We start from the raw sequence: 26,177 nt of genomic DNA on the forward strand, positions 1-26,177 counted from the left end.
TCAATGTTTCGACGATTTCGCGTAGCTAAGCAGATTCTGTATCGCCGGTGTGTCGCGCAGATCACACAAGAGGTTCATGGCGGTTGCACAAGCGATACGGAGCGCGCGCCTTCTAGGATGGCGCGCGGACACAAGCCAAGGATGAAGCGGGTTTTCCCCAAGCGTAACTGGCGGCCCGTGCCAATTATGCCACGCTTTCCAGCCGGCAGGACTCCGGGATTCTAGATCGTCGCCACCCAGGCGCGGGCAATGGCCAGGCCGGCGGCGTCGGCATCCGGCCCGTTGCGCGCTATCTCGTCATCGAGCTTGCCGGCCCAGTCTGGATGACGCTGCGCGATGAGCGACGCGAAGCAAGTGCTCCAATCGCGCGCCATGGGGCTGTCCACCTCGAAATGGAACTGGAAGCCATATGCGGCGCGGCCGAGCCGGAAGGCCTGGTTTTCGGCCACCGCGCTGCCGGCCAGCCGCACGGCGTTTTCCGGCAAGCCGAATGTGTCGTCATGCCATTCGAAGATCGGGAAGCTTTCGGGCAGCGCCGCCAATACCGGGTCCGACTTCGCGGCCGGCGTCAGCGACACCTGGTGCCAGCCGAATTCGGTTGCACCGCCGATCTGGTTCCTGCCGCCGAAGGCGCGCGCCAGAAGCTGGCTGCCGAGGCAGATGCCGAGGACGGAGCGATCCTTGTCGGCGAAATCGCGCGTCAGGTCGATCAACGCAGGAAAATAAGGGCAGATCTCGTCGTCGAGCGCATTCTGGGCGCCGCCAAGCACCACGATAGCATCGTGCTCGTTGCTGTCTTCGGGCAACGCTTCACCGCGATAGGGCTTGCGCAGGTCGATATCGGCGCCGGCTTCCGCCAGGGCCGCGCCGATCTGGCCCAGGCCCTCATTGTCGAAATTCTGGACGACCAAGACCCGCATCGAAAACCTGCTGACATGAAAACGTTGGGGTGAGCGATATCATGCGGCGCGTATTTCAGCCAAGATGCGCAGCCGGAGAGAGAACTATGCCACTGCAGAACCGGGTCGATCCGTTCGGCGCCATCCACGCGGTGCCGGATCGCGGCCTGTTCACCGGCAATCGCGGCATCATCCACGACCCTGAAACGAAGACGCTGTTGAAGAAGCGCTGGGCCTTGCCGGCCTGGATCATCTGCGCGTGCCAGTTCCGCGGCGTGCGCCGCGAGCCGATGGGCCGCAACCGTCCAGGTGGAAAGGCCGGTTGGACCGAGCTCTTCTTCCTCGACGAGGTGACGGCGCTGGCCGCCGGCCATCGCCCCTGCTTCTTCTGCCGACGGGAACGGGCAAGCGATTTCGTCAGCCGCTTCGGCGAAGCCTTCGGCATCGCCGAGCCGCGCGCACCGATGGTCGACAGACGGCTGCACAAGGAACGCCTCGCTTCGGGCGGGACGCCGCCGGCGGTCGCCGCGGACGAACTGGCATCCCTGCCGGATGGCGCCATGGTCGCCGATGGCGATGCCGCCTACGCGCTTCGAGGCAGGAAGGCCATGCGCTGGTCATTTGCGGGTTATGGCGATCGAACGGCGTTCGATAAGCTTGCCGGGCGTCCGATGCGGGTGCTCACGCCCGCCACCAGTATTTCGGTGCTGAGGCAAGGCTACGCGCCCGCCTGGCATCCCTCCGCCGATACTTGACGGCAACGCTGCCCTCGCCCATTGCTCGGCCATGCGCGCCAACTACAAAATGCAGCGGCTTTTCGTACCGGACGATCTCGGGCCAGGCCTCGAATTCGATGCCGGACAACAGCAAAGTCATTATCTGACGCATGTGCTGCGGCTCGGCGAAGGCGCCGAGGTTCTTCTCTTCAACGGCCGCGACGGCGAATGGTCGGCATCGATCGCCGCCAGGAGCAAGAAGGCGGTGCGCCTGAAGGTGCTTGCGCAGCAGCGACCGCAGCCGCCGTTGCCCGACCTCGTCTATTGCTTCGCTCCGCTCAAGCAGGGCCGGCTCGACTACCTGGTGCAGAAGGCGGTGGAGATGGGCGCCGGCACGCTTCAGCCGGTCATCACGCAACATACGCAGGTGGCCAAACCCGGCATCGAGAGGCTGCGCGCCAATGTCGTCGAAGCTGCCGAGCAGTGCGGCATCCTGGCGGTGCCCGAGGTTCGGGAGGCCGAAAAGCTCGAGCGGCTGCTTGGTGGCTGGGACAAGGAGCGACGGTTGATCTTCTGTGACGAGGATGCCTCGACCAACAACCCGCTACCGGCCTTGCAGGCGGTTAAGGAGAAAAAGCTCGCGCTGCTGGTCGGGCCGGAAGGCGGCTTTTCCGACGACGAGCGCAGGATGCTGAGAGCCCTGCCCTTCGTCACCGCCATCCCGCTTGGACCGCGCATCCTGCGTGCCGACACGGCCGCCGTCGCGGCGCTTGCAATGATGCAGGCATCGATCGGCGACTGGTGATCAAATCCTGTTGAGGCGTGGCTCAGGATTTTTTGCTTGATCGGCTCCTGACATTTCGTCCATCTAGCGCCGGCGGTCGTCTGGCCGCTGCGGAGGGCTACATGGCGCGCGACACAACCGATTTCCGGCCGATCGAAGGCGTCGACGAGCTTGTCGACTATCTGGCCGCCGGCAACAAGCCGCGCGACAAGTGGCGCATCGGCACCGAGCACGAAAAATTCCCCTTCTATGTCGACGGCAATGCGCCGGTGCCCTATGGCGGCGAGCGCGGCATCCGCGCGATCCTGGAAGGCATGCAGGAGAAGCTCGGCTGGGATCCGATCATGGATGCCGGCCGCATCATCGGCCTTGTCGAGCCGACCGGCCAGGGAGCGATCTCGCTGGAACCCGGCGGGCAATTCGAGCTTTCCGGCGCGCCGCTGGAGAGCATCCATCAGACCTGCCGCGAGGGCAACGCGCATCTGGCGCAGGTGCGCGAGATCGCCGAGCCGATGGGCATCCGCTTCCTCGGCCTCGGCGGCAGCCCGAAATGGTCGCTGGCCGAGACGCCTAAAATGCCGAAGTCGCGCTACGAGATCATGACGCGCTACATGCCGAAGGTCGGTACCAAGGGCCTCGACATGATGTACCGCACCTGTACGATCCAGGTGAATCTCGACTTCGAGAGCGAAGCCGACATGCGCCGCAAGATGCAGGTTTCGCTGAAGCTGCAGCCGCTGTCGACGGCGCTGTTCGCCAACTCGCCCTTCACCGAGAGCCGGCCGAACGGGCTGCAAAGCTGGCGCGGCGACATCTGGCGCGACACCGACAACCAGCGCTCCGGCATGCTCGAATTCTGCTTCTCGCCCGATTTCGGCTTTGCCGACTATGTCGAATGGGCGCTGGACGTGCCGATGTATTTCGTCATCCGCGACGGCCATTATCACGACATGACGCGTTATACGTTCCGCCAGTTCATGGCGGGAGCCGCGCGCAACGATGTGCCCGATGGCCTGCCGACAATGGGCGACTGGGCGAACCACCTGTCGACGCTGTTCCCCGACGTGCGGCTCAAGCGCTTCCTCGAAATGCGCGGCGCCGACGGTGGACCGTGGCGCCGAATCTGCGCGTTGCCGGCATTCTGGGTCGGGCTGCTCTATGACGAGCAGGCACTGGACGCGGCGGAGACGCTGACCTCGAGCTGGACCTACGAAGAAGCGCTGGCACAACGCAACGCAGTGCCGGAACAAGGCATTGCGGCGCCCTTCCGCAACACCACGCTGCGCGAGGTCGCCCGCGACGTGCTTGCCATCTCGCGCATGGGACTGAGGAACCGCGCCCGCAAGAACCGCGACGGCTATGACGAGACGTCGTTCCTCAACACGCTCGACGAGGTCGTGGCGCGCGGCACCACCAGCGCCGAGGAGATGCTTTCGGCCTACCACACGCGCTGGGGCGGCTCGATCGAGCCGGTATTCATGGAATATGCCTATTAACCGTTCAACCGCCGCCTGACAGTGGCGCCGGCAAATGGCGCTTCAATCGGTGATGGAAACGAACTAGATTCCTTCGCGAGGATATAGCGGAGGAGACCCCATGCCTTCCCTGTTCGACATGTTCGCGCAAGCCCAGAACGGCGCCGCCATGCAGGCGCTGGCCCAGCAATTCGGGCTTTCGATGCAACAGACACAAGCAGCAGTACAGGCGCTGCTGCCGGCGTTCTCGCAAGGGCTTCAGCGCAACACCGCCGATCCTTACGGGATGGGCGCCTTCATGACGGCTATGGCGAGCGGCCAGCACGCCAAATATTTCGAGGATACGACCCGGGCGTTCTCGCCCCAGGGCATCGACGAAGGCAATGGCATCCTCGGCTATCTGTTCGGCTCGAAGGATCTGTCGCGCGCCGTGGCTGCCCAAGCCGCGCAGGCGACGGGTCTCAGCCAGCAGATGTTGCAGCAGATGCTGCCGGCGATGGCTTCGATGATGATGGGCGGGCTGGCTCAACAGACCAACAATCAGATGCAGGCGGCCGGCGGTTTCGGCGGCGGCAATCCGCTCGGTCAGATCATCGAGCAGATGATGCGGCAGGCGGGCGGCGGGCAGGCGCAGCAACCGGCACCCAATCCCTATGGCGACAACCCGTTCGGCAAGATGTTGCAGGACATGTTCGGCGGTAGCGCACAACAGCCGCAACCCGCGCCCAACCCTTACGGAGACAACCCCCTCGGCAAGGTGCTGCAGGACATGTTTGGCGGCGGCGCGGCGCAGCAACCACAGAGTCAGCCGAGCCAGACGCGGAATCCTTATGGCGACAATCCTCTCGGCAAGATGTTCGAGGAGATGCTGCGCTTCGGCGGTGGCGGTTTCGGCATGCCGGGCGGCCAAGCGCCGCAGCAGCCTCAGGCGCCGCAGCCGCAGACCAATCCGAGCGGCCGGCCGAGAAATCCTTTCGACGACATCTTCGGCAAGATGTTCGAGACAGGCGCACAGCAGCGCGACGACTATCAGAAAGGCGTGGAGACGATCTTCGACCAGTTCAAGCGTGGCATGGACCGGTGATAGGTCGCCAACTGATATCCTGGATAGAAAAATGCCCGGTCCGCAAAGGGAACCGGGCAATGTGCAGGCTGGCCGGCGGGGAACCGGCAGGGAGTGGGAAGCCTGCATGAAGCTTGGTCGCGCCGAGCCCTGAAAAGGTTCACCGCGACCCGAAAGGCTAAAGCCCAGCCCGTTCAGGCCACCTTGCGGGCGATATCCTCGATCGTGTCGACACGGTCGCTGGCGATCGAGCGCAGCTTCGCCGTGGGGTCGCTGCCGAACGGCACGTCGATGGCGACGTGGAGGTCGGCGCGGGTCAGCCCGATATCGGCGAGCTCGGCGTCCGACATCTCGCCGAGGCGATAGAAGGCGCGTCGATTTTTCCAGGCGCGATAGCTGTTGGCGAGGACGTTGACCACACGCGTCGCGACGGCCGGACGCGTGGTGATGCGCGAGGTCTCGGAGGCGAATTCGATCGCGGTCATGTCAGTCTCTCCTTCGGAGTCGAGCGGACGAAACCGGACAACCGGCGCCTTGGGAGAAGCGTCGTTGCGGTCTCGATACACATGCCTTCATGTGGACAATGCCAATTTGCCATCACGTGATTGATTAATCCAACGAATGTTTCTAATCTTTAGCATCAACATCAATGATGGGTTGGACCGATGAAAGCGCCGCTCGATCTCGATCAGTTGCAGACCTTCATCTCGATCGCCGATACCGGCAGCTTCACCCGCGCGGCCGAGGAAGTGCACCGCACGCAGTCGGCGGTGTCGATGCAGATGCGCCGGCTGGAGGAGCGGATCGGCAAGCCGCTGTTCGAGAAGGACGGCCGCACCAACAAGCTGACCGAGGAAGGCGACAGGCTGCTTTCCTACGCAAGGCGGCTCATCTACCTCAACCGCGAGACTCTAGCCGCCTTCGATGACCAGCGGCTCGAAGGCACCATCCGCATCGGCACGCCGGACGACTACGCCGACCGCTTCCTGCCCGAGATCATGGCGCGCTTCTCGCGCTCCAACCCTCGGGTCGAACTGACCGTGGTGTGCGAGCCGACGCCGGGGCTGGTTGAGCACATCAAACGCGGCAATCTCGACCTCGCGCTGGTGACGCATAACGACACGCGCGGCCAGTCGGAGGTGGTGAGGCGTGAACCGCTGTTGTGGGTCACCTCGGCAAACCATGCCACGCATGAGCAGCAAATCCTGCCGATGGCATTCGGGCGGCCGAACTGCATCTGGCGGCGTGCCGCGGTCGAGGTGCTCGACCAGCAGAACCGCGAGTACCGCATCCTATTCTCCAGCTTCTCGGCGACCGTGATCACCGCCGCCGTGCTTTCGGGCCTCGCCATCTCGGTGCTGCCGGAATGCGCGCTGCGGCCAGGCATGCGCGTGCTCGGCGAGGCCGACGGTTTCGGCGCCCTGCCCGATTGCCGTATCGGCATCATGCGCGGCCAGACCTCGCAGCCGGAGATCGTCGACGCGCTGGCCCGCCATATCGCGGAAAGTCTCGACAATATTTCGGTGCCCGTCAGCGAAGAGGCTGGGAGCTTCGATTTCGCGGCTCTTGCCTTTGCCCGGATGAAGCGGACCAGGCCAAGCCAGATCCTGCCTGGCTGGTGAGATCAGGCGCGGGCGTTGGTCAGCTCCTGAGGGCCGGCCGACAACCCGGGCAATGACAGGAACTGTCCGGGCTCCAGCGGCGGCGAGAAAAGATAGCCCTGAAGCTGGTTGCAGCCCATGGCAAGCAGCAGGACTCTCTGCTCCTCGGTCTCGACGCCTTCGGCGGTCACCTCGACATCCAGCGCCCGCGCGAGGTCGATCAGTGCCTTGACGATCGCCGAAGCGCTCGGGTCTTCATCAAGCAGGCGGACGAAGGAGCGGTCGATCTTCAGCTTGTCGATAGCCTGGCGGCGCAGGTAGCTGAGAGAGGAATAGCCGGTGCCGAAATCGTCGAGCACCATGCGGATGCCGGACTTGCGTAGGGCGGCGATGACCGAACCGATCGCGTCGTTGTGCTCGAGCAGCACGCTTTCGGTGGTCTCGAGCTGCAGGCGGGCCGGATCGAGCCCGGTTTCCTGAAGGATCGAAGCGACCTCCTCGGCAAAATTGACGTCGCGCAACTGCATCGGCGAGATGTTGACGGCGATCCAGGGCAATTCGGTGGCGGCTGCAAAACGGCAGGCCTCCGTCAGCGCCCATTTGCCGAGCTCGCCGATCAGGCCGCGCTCTTCCGCAATGGCGATGAACTGCGCCGCAGGAAGCGCGCCATGCACCTCGTGGCCCCAGCGGATCAATGCCTCGGCGCCCAGGATCCTGCGGCCTTCGCCGGCATAAACGGGCTGATAGGCGAGCTTTATGCCGCCGGCGCCGGTCAGTGCCTTGCGCAACTCGGCCTCGACCTTGCGCTTGCGCAGCAACAGGTCGTCCATGTCGCCGGCAAAGACCTGATAACGGCCTCGACCGTTCTTCTTGGCTTCGTAGAGCGCGATATCGGCCTTGCGCAGCAGGTCGTCTGCGTCTGTTTCCGGTCCCGCCGACAGCGCGATGCCGATGCTGGCGCCGACGAATATCTGGTCGTCGATCAGCCTGAACGGCTCGCACAGCTTCTGCAGCAGCCTTTCGGCGATATCCTCGGCGCTCCTGACGTCGCGGACATCGAGCAGGATGATGGCGAATTCATCGCCGCCGATGCGCGCCACCGTGTCGACCTCGCGGATCGTGTGCCTGAGCCTGGCGGCCGTCTGCCGGACAAGCTCGTCGCCCGCCGGGTGGCCGAGCGTGTCGTTGACATGCTTGAAACGATCGAGGTCGAGGTAAAGCAGCGCAACCCTCGCGGCGTCATAGCCGGCGAAAAGCAGCATGCGCCGCAGGCGATCCTCGAACAGCGCCCGGTTGGGCAGACCGGTGAGCGTGTCGTGAAAGGCAAGATATTGCGCCTGATCCTGGCTGGACTGCAGCGCGAACGACGCGCGGCGCAGCCGCCGCAGCAGGAAGGCCAGGACGCCTCCGGCGACCAGCAACGCCACCCCCAGGGCCGGCCCCATCTTGTGCAGAAGGTCGAGTCCGGGCCTTTCCTGATCCCAGCCGATATAGCCAAGGATGACGCCATGGGAATCGACCAGCGGCACGGCGGCCGCGCCGACCGTTTGCGACAGCGGCGCCAGCCGGGCGCCGTCGAGCAGGTACTTTCCCGCGATCCTGCCAACCACCGCGTCGTTGATGAACTCGACCGAGACGTGGAGATATTCGGTGCCCGGCGCCTGGGTAACGCGGCTCGAGTTCGGCACCAGCGGCATGACGCTCAGGATCGCCGGCTTTCCGCCAAGCGAGATCAAATCTTCCGCCACCATCCTGGCAGGCTGGCCGGAGGCATCGGCTTTCGGCGGCCGGGCCAGCATGGCGCGCAACTTCCCGATGGTGGGCAGCAGAGCAGACGCGTCCTCGCCGAAGGCGGACGTATCGACCACCTTGCCTTCCCGCATGGCGTGGACAGGGTGATCGGCGGCGTCGAGTATGTAGACCTGGTTATGACCGTAATAGGTGTACATCCAGACGCTGAGATTTTCGGCCATCCACTCCTGATTGCCGGTCTTGGCGTTGGTCACGGAATCGTCCCAGATGGAAACGCTTTCCTGTTCGCGCTCGACAGCGGCGATCTGGTCCTTGAGACCATCGGCGATGAACATCTTCTGCCGTTCGAGCGAGGCATGGTCGGCCTGGAAGGCGGCGTAGAAGCCGAAACCAACGAGAATGGCCAGCGCGAAGGCGGCAAGCGTCAGCACGGTCAGGGTGACCTGATGCGTCAATGGGCTGCTATTTTGGCGTTGGCTCATGCGTCCCCGGCCGACTCTCGTCACCGCCAGTCAAAGCAAATCGGGCTTAAAATCGCGTTATAATATTTGCGAGGATTGCTCGTTGCCTTGACGCCGCCCGATAAGCGTTCCCCAATCACGCGATGAGCGAAGCAGCAACCGAATCACGCAGCAACGCCACCGAATATACGGTGAGCGAGATTTCCGGCGCCCTGAAGCGCACGGTCGAGGACGCCTTCGGCAATGTGCGGGTGCGTGGCGAGATTTCTGGTTATCGCGGACCGCATTCCTCGGGCCATGCCTATTTCGCGCTGAAGGACGACCGCGCGCGGATCGACGCGGTGGTGTGGAAGACCACCATGGGCCGCCTGAAATTCCGCCCCGAGGAAGGGATGGAAGTGATCGCCAGCGGCAAGCTGACGACCTATCCCGGCAAATCCAACTACCAGATCGTTATCGACAACCTCGAGCCGGCGGGCGCCGGCGCGCTGATGGCGCTGCTGGAGGAGCGCAAGCGCCGACTGCAGGCGGAGGGCCTGTTCGATGCAGGCCGCAAGCGCAGGCTACCCTTCATGCCTTTGGTCATCGGCGTGGTCACCTCGCCGACCGGCTCGGTGATCCGCGACATCATCCATCGCATAAAGGACCGGTTCCCGCTCAATGTGCTGGTCTGGCCGGTGAGGGTGCAGGGCGAGACGACGGCCAGGGAAGTGACGGCCGCCGTCAACGGCTTCAACGCGCTGACCTGGGATGGCCCGATAAAACAGCCGGACGTCCTGATCGTGGCGCGCGGCGGCGGTAGCCTTGAGGATCTCTGGGGATTCAACGACGAGGGGCTGGCGCGCGCCGTTGCCAACTCGCGCATCCCGGTGATCTCGGCGGTGGGGCACGAGACGGACTGGACCTTGATCGACTTCGTCGCCGACATGCGCGCGCCGACGCCGACCGGCGCGGCCGAAATCGCGGTGCCGGTGAAGGCCGACCTCGAGGCGACGCTGGCGAGCCTCGGCGCCCGGCTCAGCGCCTGTGTTTCCCGCAACCTGGAACGAAAGCGGCAGGCCGTGCGCGGCGCCGCACGGGCGCTGCCCTCGCCCGACCAACTGCTGGCATTGCCGCGCCGCCGGTTCGACGAAGCGACCAGCAGGCTCGGCCGCGGGCTCACCGTGAACATCGAGCGCAAGAGGGCGACGCTAGAGCGGCAAAGGCTGACGCCGGCGACCTTGTCGCGCCGTCTCAACGAGGCTCGCACGTTGACGGGCCGCGACATCGCCCGCGCGCGGGCGGCCTTCTTCGCCATCGTGCGCGAGCGCAGGGCGCGGTACAAGCGCACCGCGGCAAGACTGTCGCCGGCGCCGATCGTCAGGCGGCAGAAGCTGCAGGCAGACGCGCTGGCCGGGCTGACGCGAAGGCAGGACCAGGCCATGGCGCGGCGGCTGGACCGACTGCGGGCCGCCCTTACCCAGGCGGACCGGCTGCTCGCCACGCTCTCGCACAAGGCCGTGCTGGCGCGCGGCTTCGCGCTGGTCAAGGATGCCGAAGGCGGCGTCATCAAACGAGTCGAGGACCTTGCGCCTGGAGCAGCATTGCAGCTCGAATTTGCCGACGGTACCGCAGAGGCTATCGCCACCAGCGGCGGCGCGCGGCCGAAACTGACCGCCAAACCGTCCGCCAAGGCCAAGGAGCCCGGCAATCAGGGCTCGTTGTTCTGAGGACGGCATGAGCACTCACGACCCGCATCTCCGCACCCCGTCGGGCAAGCCGCGCCTGCGCTCGTTCGGCATCGCGCTCGATGGCATGCCTGGCCGCTTCAACGCGATCACCGACGTGCCGGGTGTATCGGTCGGCTACGCGACGCTGATCTCCGGCGACGGCCCGTTGCAGGTCGGTACCGGCCCGGTGCGGACCGGCGTCACCGCGATCCTGCCAAGGCCGGTCGGCGAGCTTGCAACGCCGGTGTTTGCCGGTGTGTTCAGCCAGAACGGCAATGGCGAGTTGACCGGCACGCACATCATCGAGGAGACCGGCGCCTTCAACTTCCCGATCACCATCACCAACACACATTCCTGCGGCGTCACCCGCGACGGCACACTGCGCTGGATGAACAAGGTGTTGCCCACCGCGCTCGACAGCGCCTGGGGCCTGCCGGTGGCAGCGGAGACCTATGACGGGTTCCTCAACGACATCAACGGTCATCACATCGGTTTCGATCACGTCGCCGAAGCACTCGACGGAGCAATGGGCGGAGCCATCGAGGAAGGCAGCGTCGGCGGCGGTACCGGCATGATAACCTTCGGCTTCAAGTCAGGATCCGGCACCGCCTCGCGCATCGTAGAATGGCAGGACAGGCGCTATACGCTTGGCGTGTTCGTACAGTCGAATTTCGGCAAGCGGCGCAACTTCACGATCCGCGGACAACACGTCGGATCGGAGCTGGTCGAACCGGCGATCCGCGAAGGCACGCCGCGCGCCGAAAAAGGCTCTATCATCGCCATCGTCGCCACCGACGCACCATTCCTGCCGCACCAGATGAAGCGGCTAGCGCGGCGCGTGCCGCTCGGCATCGCGATGACCGGCGGCTACGGCTATCACAGCTCGGGCGACATTTTTCTCGCCTTTTCCACAGCTAATCCGGAAGCGGCGCTGGCAGCCTCAGGGCGAATCGGACGTGTCGAGTTCATCCCCGACGTGGACATCGATCCGTTCTTCGACGCTGTGGTGCAAGGGGTCGAGGAAGCGATCCTCAATGCGCTCACCGCCAATGAGGATATGACCGGACGCGACGGCAATTTCGTGCCGGCACTGCCCAAGGCGTGGCTGAAAAGGAAATTCAGCTAGCCGAAAATTTGCGTCCCGGCTGCCGCAGGGACTACGGCCTTATTCAGACGGCTTGTCCGTCGCGGTGCCGTGCTCGCTCTCCTCGGCGGCTTCCTCGAGGCGCGACGCGATCAGCTCCTGGATATCGCCGACCTCTTCCTGGATATCTTCCAGAAGAATACCTGCCTCAGCAGCCCTGGCGCAGCACTCCTTGGCAAGCGTTTCGGCCTGCTCGTCGATCTTGATCGGCAAATGCTGGCAATGGACCTTTTCGCCAATCCATCCGCGCAAGAACTCGATCGCGTGTTCACTCATAATGCTTTTTCCCTAGCGGCAAAGCCGGTTGGTAGTGATGAACGCCCACACCCCGTCGAAGGATGCATGCCCCATTCGAGCCGAGTCGGCCTCGACCGGCAAGACGCCTTGCCCAAACTCGGCGCGGCCGGAGGCAGGGAACGGTTCAACGGCACGTTCAGATCATTGAGAACCATGGTTGCTTGGGCTGGGCCTATCCCTGATGCTACAATATTGTTTTTATTCGCTTTTTATCTGGTCTCAGACCCGATATTTCATCACGATTTGTGTCACAATGCGTAGCACGCTTTCCAGCCACTTCACGGCGCGCCATCCAGGCGCGCTGCTCGAAGCCGCCGGTATATAGTGACATCCTCATTGAATGTCGACTCTCTCTCCTCATCCCTTAGGAGCATAAGGCGCCGACCGGTGGATATCCGGGGCGGTTCCTTGCCAGGGCCCAGCGCCTTTCACTCCACAAATCCGCTCTCAGGATCGCACCGGAGGCATCGAACAATGCCCTTGCGGCCCTCACGGCTGCTGACTATAGTCGCGGATATGAAATTAAATTCCACTCTCTGGATTTCGCAGTAAAAATGAGTTCCGCGAGCGATCAATCTCTCGTCGTAGTCGAGAGTCGCCCTGTCGAAAACGTAGGGCTGGTAGAAATCAATCGTCCCGAAGTGCGCAACGCGCTGAACCTGGAGGTGCGGGAGAAGCTGGCTGCCGCGGTGGCCGGTTTTTCGGAAGACCCGGAAATCCGGGCGATCGTCATCACGGGGCGCGGCGGCAATTTCGCGGGAGGCGCCGACATAAAGGCGTTCGAGAAGCTCGGCTCGGCCGATATGCTTCTGCAACGCACCCACCGCTACTGGGATGTGATCGCCAAATGTCCGAAACCGGTCATTGCCGCGGTCGAGGGGTTCGCGCTCGGCGGCGGCTGCGAGCTTGCCATGCATGCCGACATCATCGTTGCGGCACGCACAGCCACTTTCGGCCAGCCGGAGGTCAAGCTGGGGCTGATGCCGGGCGCCGGCGGCACCCAGCGCCTGCTCAGGGCAATCGGAAAGTACAAGACGCTGATGCTGGTTCTGACAGGCGACATGTTTCCGGCGGAAGATGCCGAGCGCGCCGGCCTTGTCAGCACCCTCACGGATGAGGGCCAGGCCCTGCAGCAGGCGCTGCAGATCGCCCAGAAGATCAGCCGTCTCCCGCCGCTGGCCGTCGAGCAGATCAAGGAAGCCGTCATCCATGGCGAGGACGCTCCGCTGGAAACGGCGCTGAGGCTGGAACGAAAGGCGTTCCAGCTGCTCTTCGATACGGCCGACAAGCGGGAAGGCATTGCCGCCTTCATCGAGAAGCGCAAGCCCTCGTTCAAGGGGCGCTGACTTGGAGGGCGCGGGAGGGGTGTCCAGAGATCGGATCGAGAAGGCCGGCGTCGTCGGCGCCGGGGTAATGGGCTCCGGCATAGCCGAAGTCCTTGCCGCGGCAGGCATCGACGTGATGATCGTCGATGAAGCGCCGGGAAAGGCGGCGGCCGCCGTAGAGCAGATCGCATCGCGGCAGCGCGGCCGGGTAACTGCGGGCAAAATCAGCGCGGATACGGTCGAAAAGCTGCTGGCCCGCATCGAGCCCGTCGAAGCCCTCGACCGCCTGGCAGGCGTCGATCTGGTCGTGGAAGCCATCATCGAGCGCATCGAGCCGAAGCGCCAGCTCATCGAGGCCTTGGAAAAGATCGTTGGGCCGGATGCAATCATCGCGACCAATACCTCGTCGCTGTCGGTGACGGCGATCGCGGCCGCGGCGAAACGGCCGCAGCGGGTCGCCGGCTACCACTTCTTCAATCCCGTGCCGGTGATGAAGCTGGTCGAGGTCATCCCCGGCGCCCACACGGCGCCCGAAGTGGAGCGCGTGCTGGTCGATCTCGCGACCCGCTTCGGCCACCGCCCGGTTGTCGCCGCCGACACACCCGGTTTCATCGTCAACCACGCTGGCCGCGCCTTTGGCACCGAAGCCCTGGCGATGCTGCGCGAAGGTGTCGCCTCGATCGGCGAGATCGACGCGATCCTGCGCGATGCCGCCGGTTTCAAGATGGGTCCGTTCGAGCTGATGGATCTGACCGGCCTCGACGTCTCGCACCCGGTGATGGAAAGCGTCTACACCCAGTTCTACCAAGACCCGCGCTACCGCCCTTCCGTCATCGCCGCGCAGCGCGTGGCGGCGGGCCTGCTCGGCCGCAAGGCGGGGCGCGGCTTCTACAGCTACGACGGCAACCGACAGGTCGCGCCGCCGGAAACGGCACAGCCGGCCGAGGCTGGAATTCCAAGACAAGTTACCGTTGTCGCCGACAATGACGCGGGCGACATGCAAATGCTGGTCGCTTCGACCGGCGCCAGCGTTTCCGGCCTCGAGGGGCCGGCACCCGAGAAGGACGGTCTCATCCTGGTGGGGTTGGAGGGACACGATGTCGCCGGCGCGGCGCTCCGCCTCGGCCTGCCGCCTTCACTGTGCGTCGGGTTCGATCCCTATTTCGGCCTGGACCGTCATATCACGCTGGTCGCATCGGCCGCGACATCCGATCACGCCAAAGGCGCGGCCCTCGCGCTCGTCAGAAGCACCGGCCGCAAAGCGACGCTCGTGAACGACAGCTGCGGCGCGGTCTGCCAGCGCGTCGTTGCGATGATCGTCAACATCGGCAGCGAGATCGTCGAACAGAAGATCGCGTCGGCGGTGGATGTCGACGCCGCCGTGCGGCTGGGGCTCGGCTACCCGCACGGACCGCTGGAATGGGGCAACAAGCTCGGCCCTGCCCGCATTCTGCGCATCCTGGACACGATCCATGACCGCACCCGGGATCCCCGCTACCGGGCAAGCCTGTGGCTGCGCCGGCGCGCGGAACTGGGGCTGGCGCTGGAAGAATAAGTTGGCCGGGAGGAGTTGATTTGGCCCAAAAGCATGAGTTGAAGCCCTCGGCGCCGTGGTACCGGATCGAGGTGGACGAGTCCGACTGGTCGAACGTTCCCGCGCCGGACCTCGTTCGCCTTTACACCCAGATGAAGCTGATCCGGCGGTTCGAGGAAAAGATCCTTGACCTGGAGAAGGCCGGCCTCATCCATGGGCCGGCCCATGCCAGCATCGGCCAGGAGGCGGCGGCCGTCGGCGCCGTTTCGATGCTGCGCGCCAACGATCAGATCAATGGCACGCATCGCGCGCACCATCAGGTGCTGACCAAGCTGGTCAATGCGCAGACCGAGCCGGGCTTCGATATCCTGAACCAGGATTTCACGCAGCGTATGGACGACGCCGTCTACCGCTTCATGGCGGAGATCATGGGCCTTTCGCCAGGCTATTGCGAGGGACGCGGCGGCTCGATGCACATGCGCCACGCCGAGTCCGGCGTCGCCGGCACCAGCGCTATCGTCGGCGGCAACATTCCGCATGCCGTCGGCTATGCGCTTGCCGACAACGTCCTCGGCCGGGATGGTATCTCGGTTGCATTCTTCGGCGATGGCGCCTCGCTGCAGGGCGCTGCTTATGAATCGATGAACATCGCGGCGGCCTACAAGCTGCCCGTCATCTTCTTCGTCGAGAACAATCTCTACGCCGTCTCCACGCATATCGACGACGTGACGGCCGAACCCAGGATCGCCTCGCGCGGTCCGATGCTCGGCTTCACCGGCATCGAGTGCGACGGCATGGACGTGGTCGCGGTCCACCGCGCGATGTCCGATGCGATCGAGACGATCCGCGCCGGACGCGGCCCGGTCGTTATCGAAGCGAAATGCTACCGCCACTTCCACCAGAGCGGCAGCAAGACCGGGAGCGAGTTTGGCTATCGCAGCCGCGAGGAAGAGCAGGAATGGCTGAAGCGCGACCCGGTGCGCCTCGCGGAGACGCGGCTTGCCAAGCTGGGGATTCTCGACAGCGCTAGCCTGGCCTTGATCGACGAGCGCCTGAGCGCGGTCGTCCAGTCGGCGGCCAACCGCTTGACGGAAACGGCGCCGGGCAGCAACCAGCTTCGCATACCGGAAGCCCTATGGCCGTCCGCGCTGTCGGTGGATACAGGCATCCTGGCGCCGCCTTCCGAAGCCGACGGGCTCAACCATCGCGAGATGGAGGACTTCGCGCCCGACCAGCTCGTCAAAGCCCGTTTCGTCACGGCCGCCGGCGAGGCGCTCGGCGCGGCAATGGCGGCCGACCCGACCATTGTCGTGCTTGGCGAGGACGTCCACCGGCTGCGCGGCGGCGTGAGCGGCTTTACCCGTTCCGCCCTCGAGCAGTTCCCCGGTCGCGTGCTGGCCATGCCGATCGCCGAGAACGGCTTCACCGGCGTGGCACTGGGGGCGGCGCTGCGCGGGCTTCGGCCCATCGTCGAAATCATGTTCGGCGATTTCTGTTTCGTCGCGGCCGACCAGATCGCCAACGGCATCGCCAAGGTAAGGCATATGTTCGGCGACGGGTTTCCGGTGCCGCTCATCATGCGCGTGCGCGTATCGCCGCATACCGGCTACGGCTCGCAGCATTCGGGCGACCCGGCGGCGCTGTTCAGGATGTTCCCGGGCTGGCACGTGGTCTCGCCGACGACGGCCTTCGACTATGTCGGGCTGCTGAACACGGCGCTCAGGACCAACGACCCTGTCGCGATTATCGAGCATGTCGAGTTCTACCAGCGCGAGAGCATGGTGCCGCGCGACGAGCGCGACTACTGCATCCCGTTCGGCAAGGCCAAGATCGTACGGCCCGGTTCGGCCTGCACCGTTCTCGCAACGTCCGTCATGGTCCCCGCCGCCATGAAGGTCGCGGAAGAAACCGGCATCGATGCCGAGATCATCGACATGCGCAGCATCGGCCAGCTCACGACCGACTGGCCGCTTGTGCTGTCATCCATCGCCAAGACAAACCGGGTCGTCATCGTCGAGCAGGTCGCGAGCGGCCTTTCGCTTGGCCGGCACTGGATCGCCGAGATCCAGGCACGCGCCTTCGACGACCTCGACCACGAAATACTCCACGTCACCGGCAGCCTTTCGGCGCCCGTCGTTTCGGCCGTTCTGAACAAGGCCGCGCTGGGTTCCACCGAGAAGCTACGGCAGGCGATGGAGTTGATCACCGAAAGTGCGTGAACCGAAAAGTGCCAGAAGGAGCATGGTAATGAGACTGGGGAACTCGAAATACTGGAAGACGCTCGCAGCGGCGACGATGCTTGGCGGCCTCGTCGCCACGGCGATGCCGGCGGCGGCCAAGACACTGGTCATCGCCCGCGACATGGATGTCAACTCGCTCGATATCCACAAGAGCTGGTGCGACACCTGCATGATCTACAATGCCGCGGTCTATGACGGCCTGCTCGCGCTGGACAAGAACAACAAGCTGGTGCCGGTGATCGCCGAGAGCTGGACGGTCAATGACGACCAGACCGTCTTCACCTTCAAGCTCAACCCAAAGGCCGTGTTCTCGGACGGCTCCAAGGTCGAGTCAAAGGACGTGAAGTGGTCGTGGGAGCGGCTGAAGAACATCAAGGGCAGCCCGTCCGACCTCGCCTCGGCGATTGCATCGGTGGAAACGCCTGACGCCGAAACCGTCATCGTGAAGACCACAGAGCCCGATTCCGAGTTGTTGAACGTCCTGGCGGCAAGCTATTTCGGCATCGTCAACAGCAAGGTGGCGCAGGCTGAAGGCAAGGCCATGGCAGGTGCCGACGCGGCGCAGTCCGACCCGGCCGAACCGTGGTTCCTGGCGCATTCGGCGGGCGCCGGTCCGTTCGTGCTCGAATCCTACCAGCCGGGGGCGGAACTCAGGCTGAAGCGCAACGAAAAATACTGGCGCGAACCGGCCAAGGTCGACGAGATCGTCATCCGCCAGGTCGGCGATGCTGTTGCCCAGGCCCAGTTGCTGCAGAGCGGCCAGGCCGACGTCGCCATGAACATCGATCCGGAGACGGCCAAGACGCTGACTGGCCCGAACGTCAAAACGGAATCGGCTCCGTCCAACAACTTCGTCTACATTGCCATCAGCCCCGGCGCCGTCGCCAACCCCTTCCCGATGACCGCCGACATCCGCGAAGCGGTCTCGCTCGCCGTCGATCGCAAGTCGCTTGTCGACTTCACTTTGGGCGAAGGCAATGGCCGGCTGATTTCCGTGCCCTTCCCGCTGGATTTTCCCGGCGGCTCCGGACATTCGATCCCGGAATACAGCCCGGACAAGGCCAAGGAGCTGCTGTCCAAGGCAGGCCACGCCGACGGCTTCACGCTTGAAGCGATCTATCCGAAGCTGAACGTCTACGGCGTCGACTTCACGCTCGCCATGCAGAAGATCCAGCAGGACCTGGCGGCGGTCAACATCAAGCTGGAACTCAAGCCGGTCGAATTCCCGAACTGGCGCGAGGCGGCGAACAAGGATCACATCCCGTTCACCTTCGTCTTCTTCGCTCCCGACTTCTACGGCACGTCGCAATATGTGAACTATTTCGGACTGGCGCCGGATTCGACCTGGGCCAAGCGCGCGGGCGCCGCCACCGACCCGTCCTTCGTCCTCAAGGACACCAAAGAGATGCTGGCCGAGGCATTGAAATCTTCGCCCGAAAAGGCCGAGAAAATCTATTTCGATATCGGCGAGAAGATCAAAGCGCAGAACGTGATCATTCCGATGATCAGCCCGAACACCATCCTGGCTTACGGCAGCAAGGTCCATGGCGTTCGCAGTTCGCCGAGCTCAAACGTTCCGCTCTACGAGATTTCGCTCGACGACTGAGGTCGCAATCCATGTATCCGCGAGGCCCTTGGATGGGCTCGCGGGTACTATTCCAGTCAACGGTGTCTTCTAGATTGCCGCGGTGGTCGGGATGGTTATCCTGGCCACCGCAAATTCTTTCCTGGCACAACCACAGCGGCGAATTCCCCCTCCAATATCATTGACAAATCAATGCCTTGATTGCACGATTCAATAATCGATAAAAATCGACTAGTGTGGAGAGAGCCGTGGCATACACCGACTTTATTTTCGACGGTTACCGCAAGCGCGTTGCCGAACTCGAGGCCAGCGACAATCCGTTCGCAAAGGGGGTCGCCTATGTCGAAGGCGAGCTTTATCCCATCCACGAAGCCCGCATTCCCATCCTCGACCAGGGGTTCCTGCATTCCGACCTGACCTATGACGTGCCCTCGATCTGGGACGGACGCTTCTTCCGCCTCGACGACCATCTGGACCGCTTCGAGCGCAGCCTGAAGCAGCTGCGGCTGCGCAGCCCGCTCGACCGCCACGGCATCCGCCAGAAGCTGATCGAGATGGCGGCCAAGAGCGGCATCCGGGACGCCTATGTCTGCATGATCGTGACGCGCGGCCTGAAATTCATCCGCCAATACAGCCCCGATGAAATCGAGAACAATCTTTACCTCATGGTGCAGCCTTTCGTCTGGGTGATGGGAGAGGAACTTCAGAAAACCGGCGGCTCCGCCATCATCGCCCGCGACGTCCGCCGCGTCCCCCCTGGCGCCATCGACCCGACCGTGAAGAACCTGCAGTGGGGCGATTTCGTGCGCGGCATGTTCGAAGCGCGCGATCGCGGCGCCAACTACCCGATCCTGACGGACGGCGACGGAAACCTGACTGAAGGTTCTGGCTTCAATGTCTGCATCATCAAGGACGGCGTGCTGCGGACGCCGAAGCGCGGCGTGCTGGAAGGCGTCACGCGCAAGACGGTGCTGGAAGTCGCCAAGACGCACGGCGTCGAATGCCATGTCGAGGACGTTCCGGTAAGCGCGGCCTATGATTGCGACGAACTGCTCTTCGTCACCACGGCCGGCGGCGTCATGCCGATCACCAAGCTGGACGGAGCGCCGATCGGCAACGGAGAAGTCGGCCCGATCAGCAAGACGATCTGGAAGGCTTACTGGGAAGCCCATTACGACCCGATGCGCAGCTTCGCCATCAACTATTGAGCGACGATCCGGCGTACAGCCGGCTCGGCTTCAACTACGGATTTCGTGCCGCGATATGAAAAGGCTGCGACCCACTTAAGGGTCGCAGCCTTCTTCATTTCGGGAAGGGTCGTTCAGGCGATCCGGCAGGCGGTTTCGAAGGCAAGCCGCGGCAGCCTCGCAAACAGGCCGGCGGGATCGCCATAGCCGAGATTGACCAGGAAATTGCTCTTCCAGCTCGTGCCGGCGAAGAAGGCTTCGTCGACGAGATGGTTCTTGAACCCGGACATCGGTCCGGCGTCGAGCCCCAGCATGCGGGCGGCGAGGATAAGATATCCGCCCTGCAGCGTGCCGTTGCGAAAGGCGGTCTCGTGCGCGACGTCAGGGCTCGAGGTGAACCAGGAACGCGCGTCGGTGTGCGGAAAGAGTTCCGGCAACCGGTCGTAGAATGCCTCGTCATACGCGACGATCGCGGTCACCGGCGCCGCCATGGTCTTGGCGGAATTGCCGCTGCTCAACGCTGGCCTGAGCTTCTCCTTGGCTTCGAGCGACTTGACGAACACGAACCGGCCAGGCGAGCAGTTCGCCGAGGTCGGCGCCATCTTCAGCAAATCGTAGAGCTGCCGTAGCGTCTCGTCGGACACCGGTTTGTCCGTCCACTTGTTGTGGGTGCGGGCTTCGGTGAAAATGCTGTAGTCGTTCATCGCGATCCGCGCATCCCTGGGCATGAATTCTGACGCCCGCCCCCATGAGCAGGCGCCCTGATGGTTCGTACTATATCCCCCGGAAATGCGGCGATCCGTATCTCGTCGGATCGCCGCATGGCCCGCCTTCAGCGAGCGACTTTGAGCCTCGCGAGGACCAGCGGATTCTCGTTCGCGGGAATTCGCGTGCGCTCGGCCTTCAGTTCTGCGAAGGCTTGCTCACTCGCCTTCAGCGTCTGGTCGATGTCGGCCGCCGTCATGGCCGCGTTGAGGAACATGTTGTGATAGGGGTGGAAATAGACCCCGTGCTTGAGGGCATTCGTCACCCAGGCGTAGCCGAGGCGCATGTCCGGATCGTCATGGAACAGTATTTGCGGCATCTGCGAGGGACCGGTCTGGCGCAGCGAGAAGCCGAAGTCGGCGGCCTGCTCGTCGAGCCCGGCCCGCAATTTGTCAGCCAGCTCCACGGTGTGTTCCAGATATTTGGTTTCGCGGATCAGGCGCAGCGTCTTGATGCCGGCCGCCATCGGAACGGCGGAGAACCAGAAGGAGCCAGTGGCGAAGATGGAGCGGGCCGCCGCGTAGAACCGCTGCGAGCCCATCATCGCCGAGATCGGATGTCCGTTGGCGATCGCCTTGCCCCAGCAGCTGATGTCCGGCTCGACGCCCAGAATTGACCAGGAGCAATCCCGCGCCAGCCTGAAGCCGGCCCGTACGTCATCGACGATCAGCGGCGCATCCACGGCGTCGCAAATCTTGCGGGCTGCCTTGGCGAAAGCCTCGGACGGAATGAGCTGATCGGCGAAAACCTCGTGCTTGAACGGTGTCGCGAAAATGCCGGCGACGTCGCCGTCCGCCGATCGCACCGCCGCCTCCAGGCTTTCGATGTTGTTATATTCATAGGCGATGATCTGGCGCCGCTCGTCGTCGACGATGCCGGTGAGGTTCGGCGTGCACCAGGGCTGCGACCCGTGATAGGCGCCCGTCGCCACCATTATCTTGCGGCGCTTCGAGTAAGCGCGCGCCGTCGTCATCGCCATCGTAGTGGCGTCGCTGCCGTTCTTGCAGAACATCGCCCAATCGGCATGGGACACCATCGAGACCATCGCTTCAGCGAGGTCCACCATCAGGTGCGACGGTCCGGTCATGGTGTCGCCTAGCTCAGCCTGCCGACGCGCGGCGGCCTCGATGTCGACATTTCCATAGCCAAATAGATTAGGGCCATAGGCGCTCAAATAGTCGATATATTCATTACCATCGACATCCCACAGCCTGGCGCCGCTGGCGCGGCTGAAGAACTGCGGGAAATCGGAAGGCAAAAGTGCTGTAGATTCATGACCATACATACCCCCAGGTATGACGCGGCGGGCGCGCTCCAGCAGCTCAGAATTCCGACGATTCGACCAAGTCATTGATGTGATACCCCTATTTACGTCGCAGGCTATAGCAAGAAAAATATCTGCTATCAACGATGAATCCGATGGATTGTCCGTTCCTTTTCGGTTACAAAACTCCGCGCCGGGCAATGCGCGGGCATTAGCCGCCACCGCAGACCGGTTCGCAGTGTCGCGCGTCAGGAGACATGCCAATGGTAGGATTGATCGTTGGAGAAGCCAACCTTGCCTGAGGCACGTTCAATTCGATCAGCGGGTTAGAGACGCGGCGGCACCAAGCGTGAAATCAAAATCCAAAGGGGAATCCATGAACATCATCAAGAATGGCCTGAACAGACGCAGCGTGTTGAAGCTTGGGGCTGGTACGGCAGCGGCTTCATTTCTCGCCATGCCGGCAATCGGCCGGGCAGCTCCGACGTCGTTGTCTGTCGCCAATGGCGGCGGCGCGCTGGGCGATGCCTTCAAGGCCGCGTGTTTCGATACCTTCGAGAAAAAGACCGGCATCAAGATCATCAGCGCTCCTTACATGGAAGGCGCTCGGCTGAAGGCGATGGTCGAGGCCGGCGCGGTCGATATCGACGTGACCGACACGGATTCGTCCGAAGCCGCGCCGCTGGCCGTTGCCGGGCTTCTCGACGAGATCGACTACAGCGTCGTGCCGAAGGCGGGGCTGATCGATGGCGCCGCCAGCAAATACTGGACGTCGTGCTACATTGCCGGCTGCGTGCTCAGCTGGAACACCGACTCCAAGGACGGCCGCCCGAAGAACTGGCAGGAATTCTTCGATCCCAAGATCAAGGGTCGCAGGACGCTCTGGAAGAACGCGGCGCAGACCATGGAAGTGGCGGCGCTGGGCGCCGGCCAGACGCTAGACAAGCTCTATCCGCTGGATATCGACCGCGCCTTCGCTATGCTCGACGGCATTCGCTCGTCCATCACCTGGTGGACGTCCGGCGCCCAGAGCGCCCAGCTTCTTGCCAATGGCGACGCCGATTTCGGCATGTGCTGGAACGGCCGTGTCGACCCGGTCAAGCAACAGGGCGGTCCGATCGACTACACGTTCGACTATTCGCTGCATACCCCCGGCATCTGGAGCCTGCCCAAGGGCGGCCGCAACCGCGACACCGCGATGAAGTTTATCGCGCATTGCATGGACCCGGAGGTCCAGGCGGCCTTTTCCAAGTTGATCCCCTATGGGCCGACGAACGACAAAGCGTTCGACATCCTGTCGTCGGAGGAGCGTGCGCGCATGCCGAGCGCTCCGGAGAACCGGAAGCTTTCGGTCGCGATCAATGGTGACTACTGGCTCGAGAACGGCACGAAGATCTACGACCGCTTCAACACCTGGGTCGTGACGAAATAGGCGAACCTTTCAAGGCGGAGCTGCGCGGGTAACCTGTTACTCGCGCAGTTCCTTCTTTCGTTTCGATTCGACATCGGTTGTGCGAAAGCCTGGCAATCTGCTGAAGTGGTCGCGCCCGTCCAGAGCACCCGGATCCGCGTTAGGATATTTTGACGCCATGAAGCATCGCAGCTTCCTGCTTTACATCCCCGTCGCGCTGCTGCTGGCACCCTTCTTCCTTGCGCCGATGGCGATGATCGGGACGGAGAGTTTCAGCGGCCAGCAAGGTTTCGGGGCGGAATACGCAAAGGTCGTGACCGACCAGGGCATCCGAACAGTCCTCTACAACACATTCTACGTCGCCGCGATGGTGACGATCTTCTCGCTGGTGATCGGCTATCCGGTCGCCTATGTGCTGGCGCGGCTCCGAGGACGATGGGCCACCATCGGCATATTCCTGATCTTCCTGCCCTTCTGGGCAAGCACGGTGATCCGTTCATTCGCCTGGATGATCCTTCTCGGCCGCAAGGGGCCGGTCAACTCCATGCTGCTCGGCCTCGGCTTCATCACGGACCCGATCCGCTTCATCGACAACGGGCTCGGATTGATGATCGCCATGACCTACATCATGGTGCCGTTCATCGTGGTGCCCATCCTCAACGGCCTGCGCGGCATCGACCCGAACCTTCCGCGGGCCGCCGCGGTGCTCGGCGCCAATCCATGGCGCCAGTTCCTGGCCGTCACACTGCCGCTTTCCCTGCCCAATGTAGCGGTCGGCTGCACGATCGTCTTCGTCACCTCACTAGGCTTCTTCGTCACGCCTTCACTTCTCGGCGGCGACCTGACCGTGGTTTCGATGCTGATCAGCGAGCAGGCCAACAGGCTGCTGGACTGGCCGCTCGCCTCGGCGCTGGCGATCATCGTCCTTCTACTCACCATCGTCATCTTCGCTCTGCTGCGGCTCAGCCAGCTGGCTTCGCGGCGCAGAGGGAAGGCGCAGGCGGGAGTGTTCGCATGAGCATCTCCGAAAAGAAGCTGTGGGCCGCCTGGAGCCGTTTCCTGACCGGCATGGTCGGGGCCATCCTCATCGGTTTCCTGGTGCCTATCCTGGTCGTCGTGGCGGTGTCCTTCCAGAGCAAGTCCTATCTATCGTTCCCGCCGACGGATTTTTCGCTGCGCTGGTACCAGCAATTCATCGGCAATGACGACTACCGCTCCGCGATCCTCAACAGCATGATGATCGGGGCGACCGCCGCGGCGCTGGCGACGATCGCCGGAATTTCCACGGCATTGGCCGCCGTTCGCGCCGGTGCACCAGGTTCGACGATCGTCAGCGCCCTGTCCGTCGCGCCCGCGATACTGCCGCAGATCGTTCTGGCGATCGGGCTCTTCCCGATCAGCGTGTGGCTGGGGCTGCAGGGAACGCTATGGGCGGTGATCCTGGCGCATGCGGTGATCGGTTTGCCGTTTCCGTTCATCACGGTCTGCGGCGCGCTGGCATCGTACTCCAACCGCATCGAGATCGCCTCGATGACGCTCGGCGCCAATCCCTTCCAGACCTTCCGGCTGATCACCTTCCCGATGATCAGGCCGGCGGTGATCGCGGGTTTCATCTTCGCCTTCGCGGCGTCGCTCGACGAACTGGTGCTGGCGCTCTTCCTCAGCAGCCCGTCGACGCGGACACTGCCTCTCCTGCTCTGGGAGCAGCTCAACTTCCAGGTCACGCCTGAAATCGCTGCCGCGGCCAGCGTCATTCTCGCCGTAACAAGCCTACTCATTCTCGCGGCAACTTTGTTGCCCCGTCTCGGCACGGACAATTAGGATGCTGCAGATGCCCGATCGATCGGCGACAGGTCAGAACCGTGCCGCAGGGGGCGCCGCGGTTTCCATTCGCAATCTTTGCAAGCGCTACAACAGTTTTGAGGCCGTCGTACCCACGTCGGTCGAGATCGATTCTGGCGACTTCTTTGCCATCATCGGACCGAGTGGCTCCGGCAAGTCGACGCTGCTCGGCATGATCGCGGGCTATATCGATCCGACGGAAGGGCAGATCGTGGTCGACGGGCGCGACATCGTTCCCGAGCCGATCTACCGCCGCAACATCGGCATGGTGTTTCAGAATTATGCGCTGTTCCCGCATCTTTCCGTCGCCCAGAATGTCGCCTACCCGCTGAAAATCCGCGGCGTGGCGAAGGACGAGATTGCCAAGCGCGTGCGCGAGAGCCTCGCCATGGTGCGGCTTGAAGCCTTTGCGTCGCGCAAGCCCTCGGAACTCTCCGGCGGGCAGCAGCAGCGCATCGCGCTGGCGCGGGCGTCGATCTATCATCCGTCGATCCTCTTGATGGACGAACCGCTCGGCGCGCTCGACAAGAACCTCCGCGACGAGATGCAGGAAGAGATCAAGCGCTTCCAGCAGGAGCTCGGGGCAACGGTCATCTACGTCACCCACGACCAGCAGGAAGCCGCGTTCCTGGCCGACCGCATCGCCATCATGCGCGACGGCGCCATGACGCAGATCGGCAGCCCGCGCGCGCTCTACGAGCAGCCCAACAGCCGCTTCGTCGCCGAGTTCCTCGGCGAGGCCTCGATTTTCCCGGTCAAATCGGCGTCGGGAAAGCAGGACGGCCAGCCTCGCCAGATCGTGCTGGAGGATGGCACGCAGGCCGCGATCCGCACGGATGAGGATGCGGGTCCGGGCCGTTTCGCCTGCATCCGGCCGGAGCGGGTCACCGTCGGTCCGAAGGCCCGGAGCATGGACAATACCTATACAGGCACCGTGCGCGAGAGCCTCTATACGCCGGGCAGCATACGTTACCGGGTCGAGCTCAACGGCACCGGCTGCGCGCTGAAGGTGCGTGTGCTGCCGCAGGGCAATACCGAGGTTTTCGAAACTGGAAGCGCCGTCGATATCGGCTGGTCGGCCGACGACATGACCATCCTTCAGGAATAGTCGCGATCGATCTTC

22 protein-coding genes are annotated in these 26,177 nt (G+C 63.5%); 16 read left to right on the plus strand and 6 right to left on the minus strand.

Annotated features, from left to right (window positions below; translation table 11 throughout):
- Positions 1 to 221: 221 nt before the first annotated feature.
- Entirely contained in the window at positions 222 to 920 is a 699-nt protein-coding gene (locus tag Q0L57_RS01255) for a type 1 glutamine amidotransferase (protein ID WP_296736651.1), read from the minus strand.
- Between the two features lie 86 nt (positions 921 to 1,006).
- On the opposite strand from Q0L57_RS01255, the gene Q0L57_RS01260 reads away from it, so the two are divergent.
- The 4 genes from Q0L57_RS01260 to Q0L57_RS01275 all read left to right on the plus strand — a co-directional run bounded on the left by Q0L57_RS01260 (position 1,007) and on the right by Q0L57_RS01275 (position 4,958).
- The gene (locus Q0L57_RS01260; protein ID WP_296736653.1) at positions 1,007 to 1,654 is read left to right on the plus strand and encodes a hypothetical protein; all 648 of its coding nucleotides are present in this window, start codon (positions 1,007 to 1,009) and stop codon (positions 1,652 to 1,654) included.
- A gap of 31 nt (positions 1,655 to 1,685) precedes the next feature.
- Positions 1,686 to 2,420, plus strand: coding sequence for a 16S rRNA (uracil(1498)-N(3))-methyltransferase (locus Q0L57_RS01265; RefSeq protein WP_296736656.1), 735 nt, complete (start codon positions 1,686 to 1,688; stop codon positions 2,418 to 2,420).
- Positions 2,421 to 2,521: 101 nt separating this feature from the next.
- On the plus strand, positions 2,522 to 3,895 hold the full coding sequence (locus Q0L57_RS01270; RefSeq protein WP_296736657.1) for a glutamate--cysteine ligase: 1,374 nt from the start codon (positions 2,522 to 2,524) through the stop codon (positions 3,893 to 3,895).
- 100 nt (positions 3,896 to 3,995) lie between these two features.
- A complete protein-coding gene (locus Q0L57_RS01275) occupies positions 3,996 to 4,958 on the plus strand; it encodes a DUF937 domain-containing protein (RefSeq protein ID WP_296736658.1) in 963 nt (320 codons plus the stop codon).
- Positions 4,959 to 5,131: 173 nt separating this feature from the next.
- Here Q0L57_RS01275 and Q0L57_RS01280 read toward each other — a convergent pair whose 3' ends face one another.
- Positions 5,132 to 5,422 (minus strand): DUF1127 domain-containing protein, encoded by a 291-nt coding sequence (locus Q0L57_RS01280; RefSeq protein WP_296736661.1) that lies wholly within the window; start codon positions 5,420 to 5,422, stop codon positions 5,132 to 5,134.
- A 180-nt stretch (positions 5,423 to 5,602) separates the two neighbouring features.
- Between Q0L57_RS01280 and Q0L57_RS01285 the strand changes: the two genes are divergently transcribed.
- Positions 5,603 to 6,559, plus strand: a complete 957-nt coding sequence (locus Q0L57_RS01285) for a LysR substrate-binding domain-containing protein (protein ID WP_296736664.1) — start codon at positions 5,603 to 5,605, stop codon at positions 6,557 to 6,559.
- A 2-nt stretch (positions 6,560 to 6,561) separates the two neighbouring features.
- On the opposite strand, the gene Q0L57_RS01290 is transcribed toward Q0L57_RS01285, so the two are convergent.
- Positions 6,562 to 8,772: an EAL domain-containing protein gene (locus tag Q0L57_RS01290; protein WP_296736665.1), complete on the minus strand. Its 2,211-nt coding sequence runs from the start codon at positions 8,770 to 8,772 to the stop codon at positions 6,562 to 6,564.
- A gap of 122 nt (positions 8,773 to 8,894) precedes the next feature.
- Between Q0L57_RS01290 and xseA the strand changes: the two genes are divergently transcribed.
- Together xseA and Q0L57_RS01300 are read left to right on the plus strand one after the other, a co-directional pair.
- Entirely contained in the window at positions 8,895 to 10,460 is a 1,566-nt protein-coding gene (xseA, locus tag Q0L57_RS01295) for an exodeoxyribonuclease VII large subunit (RefSeq protein WP_296736668.1), read from the plus strand.
- A gap of 7 nt (positions 10,461 to 10,467) precedes the next feature.
- Positions 10,468 to 11,586: a P1 family peptidase gene (locus Q0L57_RS01300; protein WP_296736671.1), complete on the plus strand. Its 1,119-nt coding sequence runs from the start codon at positions 10,468 to 10,470 to the stop codon at positions 11,584 to 11,586.
- Between the two features lie 39 nt (positions 11,587 to 11,625).
- Here Q0L57_RS01300 and Q0L57_RS01305 read toward each other — a convergent pair whose 3' ends face one another.
- Positions 11,626 to 11,880 (minus strand): hypothetical protein, encoded by a 255-nt coding sequence (locus tag Q0L57_RS01305; protein WP_296736675.1) that lies wholly within the window; start codon positions 11,878 to 11,880, stop codon positions 11,626 to 11,628.
- Positions 11,881 to 12,455: 575 nt separating this feature from the next.
- On the opposite strand from Q0L57_RS01305, the gene Q0L57_RS01310 reads away from it, so the two are divergent.
- The 5 genes from Q0L57_RS01310 to Q0L57_RS01330 all read left to right on the plus strand — a co-directional run bounded on the left by Q0L57_RS01310 (position 12,456) and on the right by Q0L57_RS01330 (position 19,793).
- Positions 12,456 to 13,247 (plus strand): enoyl-CoA hydratase-related protein, encoded by a 792-nt coding sequence (locus Q0L57_RS01310; RefSeq protein WP_296736676.1) that lies wholly within the window; start codon positions 12,456 to 12,458, stop codon positions 13,245 to 13,247.
- Between the two features lie 19 nt (positions 13,248 to 13,266).
- Positions 13,267 to 14,781, plus strand: a complete 1,515-nt coding sequence (locus Q0L57_RS01315; RefSeq protein WP_296736678.1) for a 3-hydroxyacyl-CoA dehydrogenase — start codon at positions 13,267 to 13,269, stop codon at positions 14,779 to 14,781.
- Between the two features lie 20 nt (positions 14,782 to 14,801).
- Positions 14,802 to 16,979 (plus strand): thiamine pyrophosphate-dependent enzyme, encoded by a 2,178-nt coding sequence (locus Q0L57_RS01320; RefSeq protein WP_296736680.1) that lies wholly within the window; start codon positions 14,802 to 14,804, stop codon positions 16,977 to 16,979.
- A 76-nt stretch (positions 16,980 to 17,055) separates the two neighbouring features.
- Positions 17,056 to 18,606: an ABC transporter substrate-binding protein gene (locus Q0L57_RS01325; protein WP_296736770.1), complete on the plus strand. Its 1,551-nt coding sequence runs from the start codon at positions 17,056 to 17,058 to the stop codon at positions 18,604 to 18,606.
- Between the two features lie 227 nt (positions 18,607 to 18,833).
- Positions 18,834 to 19,793, plus strand: a complete 960-nt coding sequence (locus tag Q0L57_RS01330; protein WP_296736682.1) for an aminotransferase class IV — start codon at positions 18,834 to 18,836, stop codon at positions 19,791 to 19,793.
- A gap of 113 nt (positions 19,794 to 19,906) precedes the next feature.
- Here the strand turns inward: Q0L57_RS01330 and Q0L57_RS01335 are convergent, their stop codons facing one another.
- On the minus strand, positions 19,907 to 20,500 hold the full coding sequence (locus tag Q0L57_RS01335) for a malonic semialdehyde reductase (protein ID WP_296736684.1): 594 nt from the start codon (positions 20,498 to 20,500) through the stop codon (positions 19,907 to 19,909).
- A gap of 104 nt (positions 20,501 to 20,604) precedes the next feature.
- The gene (locus tag Q0L57_RS01340; RefSeq protein WP_296736686.1) at positions 20,605 to 21,888 is read right to left on the minus strand and encodes an aminotransferase class III-fold pyridoxal phosphate-dependent enzyme; all 1,284 of its coding nucleotides are present in this window, start codon (positions 21,886 to 21,888) and stop codon (positions 20,605 to 20,607) included.
- Between the two features lie 289 nt (positions 21,889 to 22,177).
- On the opposite strand from Q0L57_RS01340, the gene Q0L57_RS01345 reads away from it, so the two are divergent.
- The 4 genes from Q0L57_RS01345 to Q0L57_RS01360 all read left to right on the plus strand — a co-directional run bounded on the left by Q0L57_RS01345 (position 22,178) and on the right by Q0L57_RS01360 (position 26,162).
- Positions 22,178 to 23,233: an ABC transporter substrate-binding protein gene (locus Q0L57_RS01345; protein ID WP_296736689.1), complete on the plus strand. Its 1,056-nt coding sequence runs from the start codon at positions 22,178 to 22,180 to the stop codon at positions 23,231 to 23,233.
- A gap of 157 nt (positions 23,234 to 23,390) precedes the next feature.
- Entirely contained in the window at positions 23,391 to 24,230 is an 840-nt protein-coding gene (locus Q0L57_RS01350; protein ID WP_296736691.1) for an ABC transporter permease, read from the plus strand.
- The gene (locus Q0L57_RS01355) at positions 24,227 to 25,033 is read left to right on the plus strand and encodes an ABC transporter permease (RefSeq protein ID WP_296736694.1); all 807 of its coding nucleotides are present in this window, start codon (positions 24,227 to 24,229) and stop codon (positions 25,031 to 25,033) included. Before Q0L57_RS01350 ends, Q0L57_RS01355 begins: the two co-directional genes overlap by 4 nt.
- A gap of 10 nt (positions 25,034 to 25,043) precedes the next feature.
- Positions 25,044 to 26,162, plus strand: a complete 1,119-nt coding sequence (locus Q0L57_RS01360) for an ABC transporter ATP-binding protein (protein WP_296736697.1) — start codon at positions 25,044 to 25,046, stop codon at positions 26,160 to 26,162.
- Positions 26,163 to 26,177: the final 15 nt, after the last annotated feature.

This window comes from Mesorhizobium sp., from assembly GCF_024509055.1.
GTDB lineage: Bacteria > Pseudomonadota > Alphaproteobacteria > Rhizobiales > Rhizobiaceae > Mesorhizobium.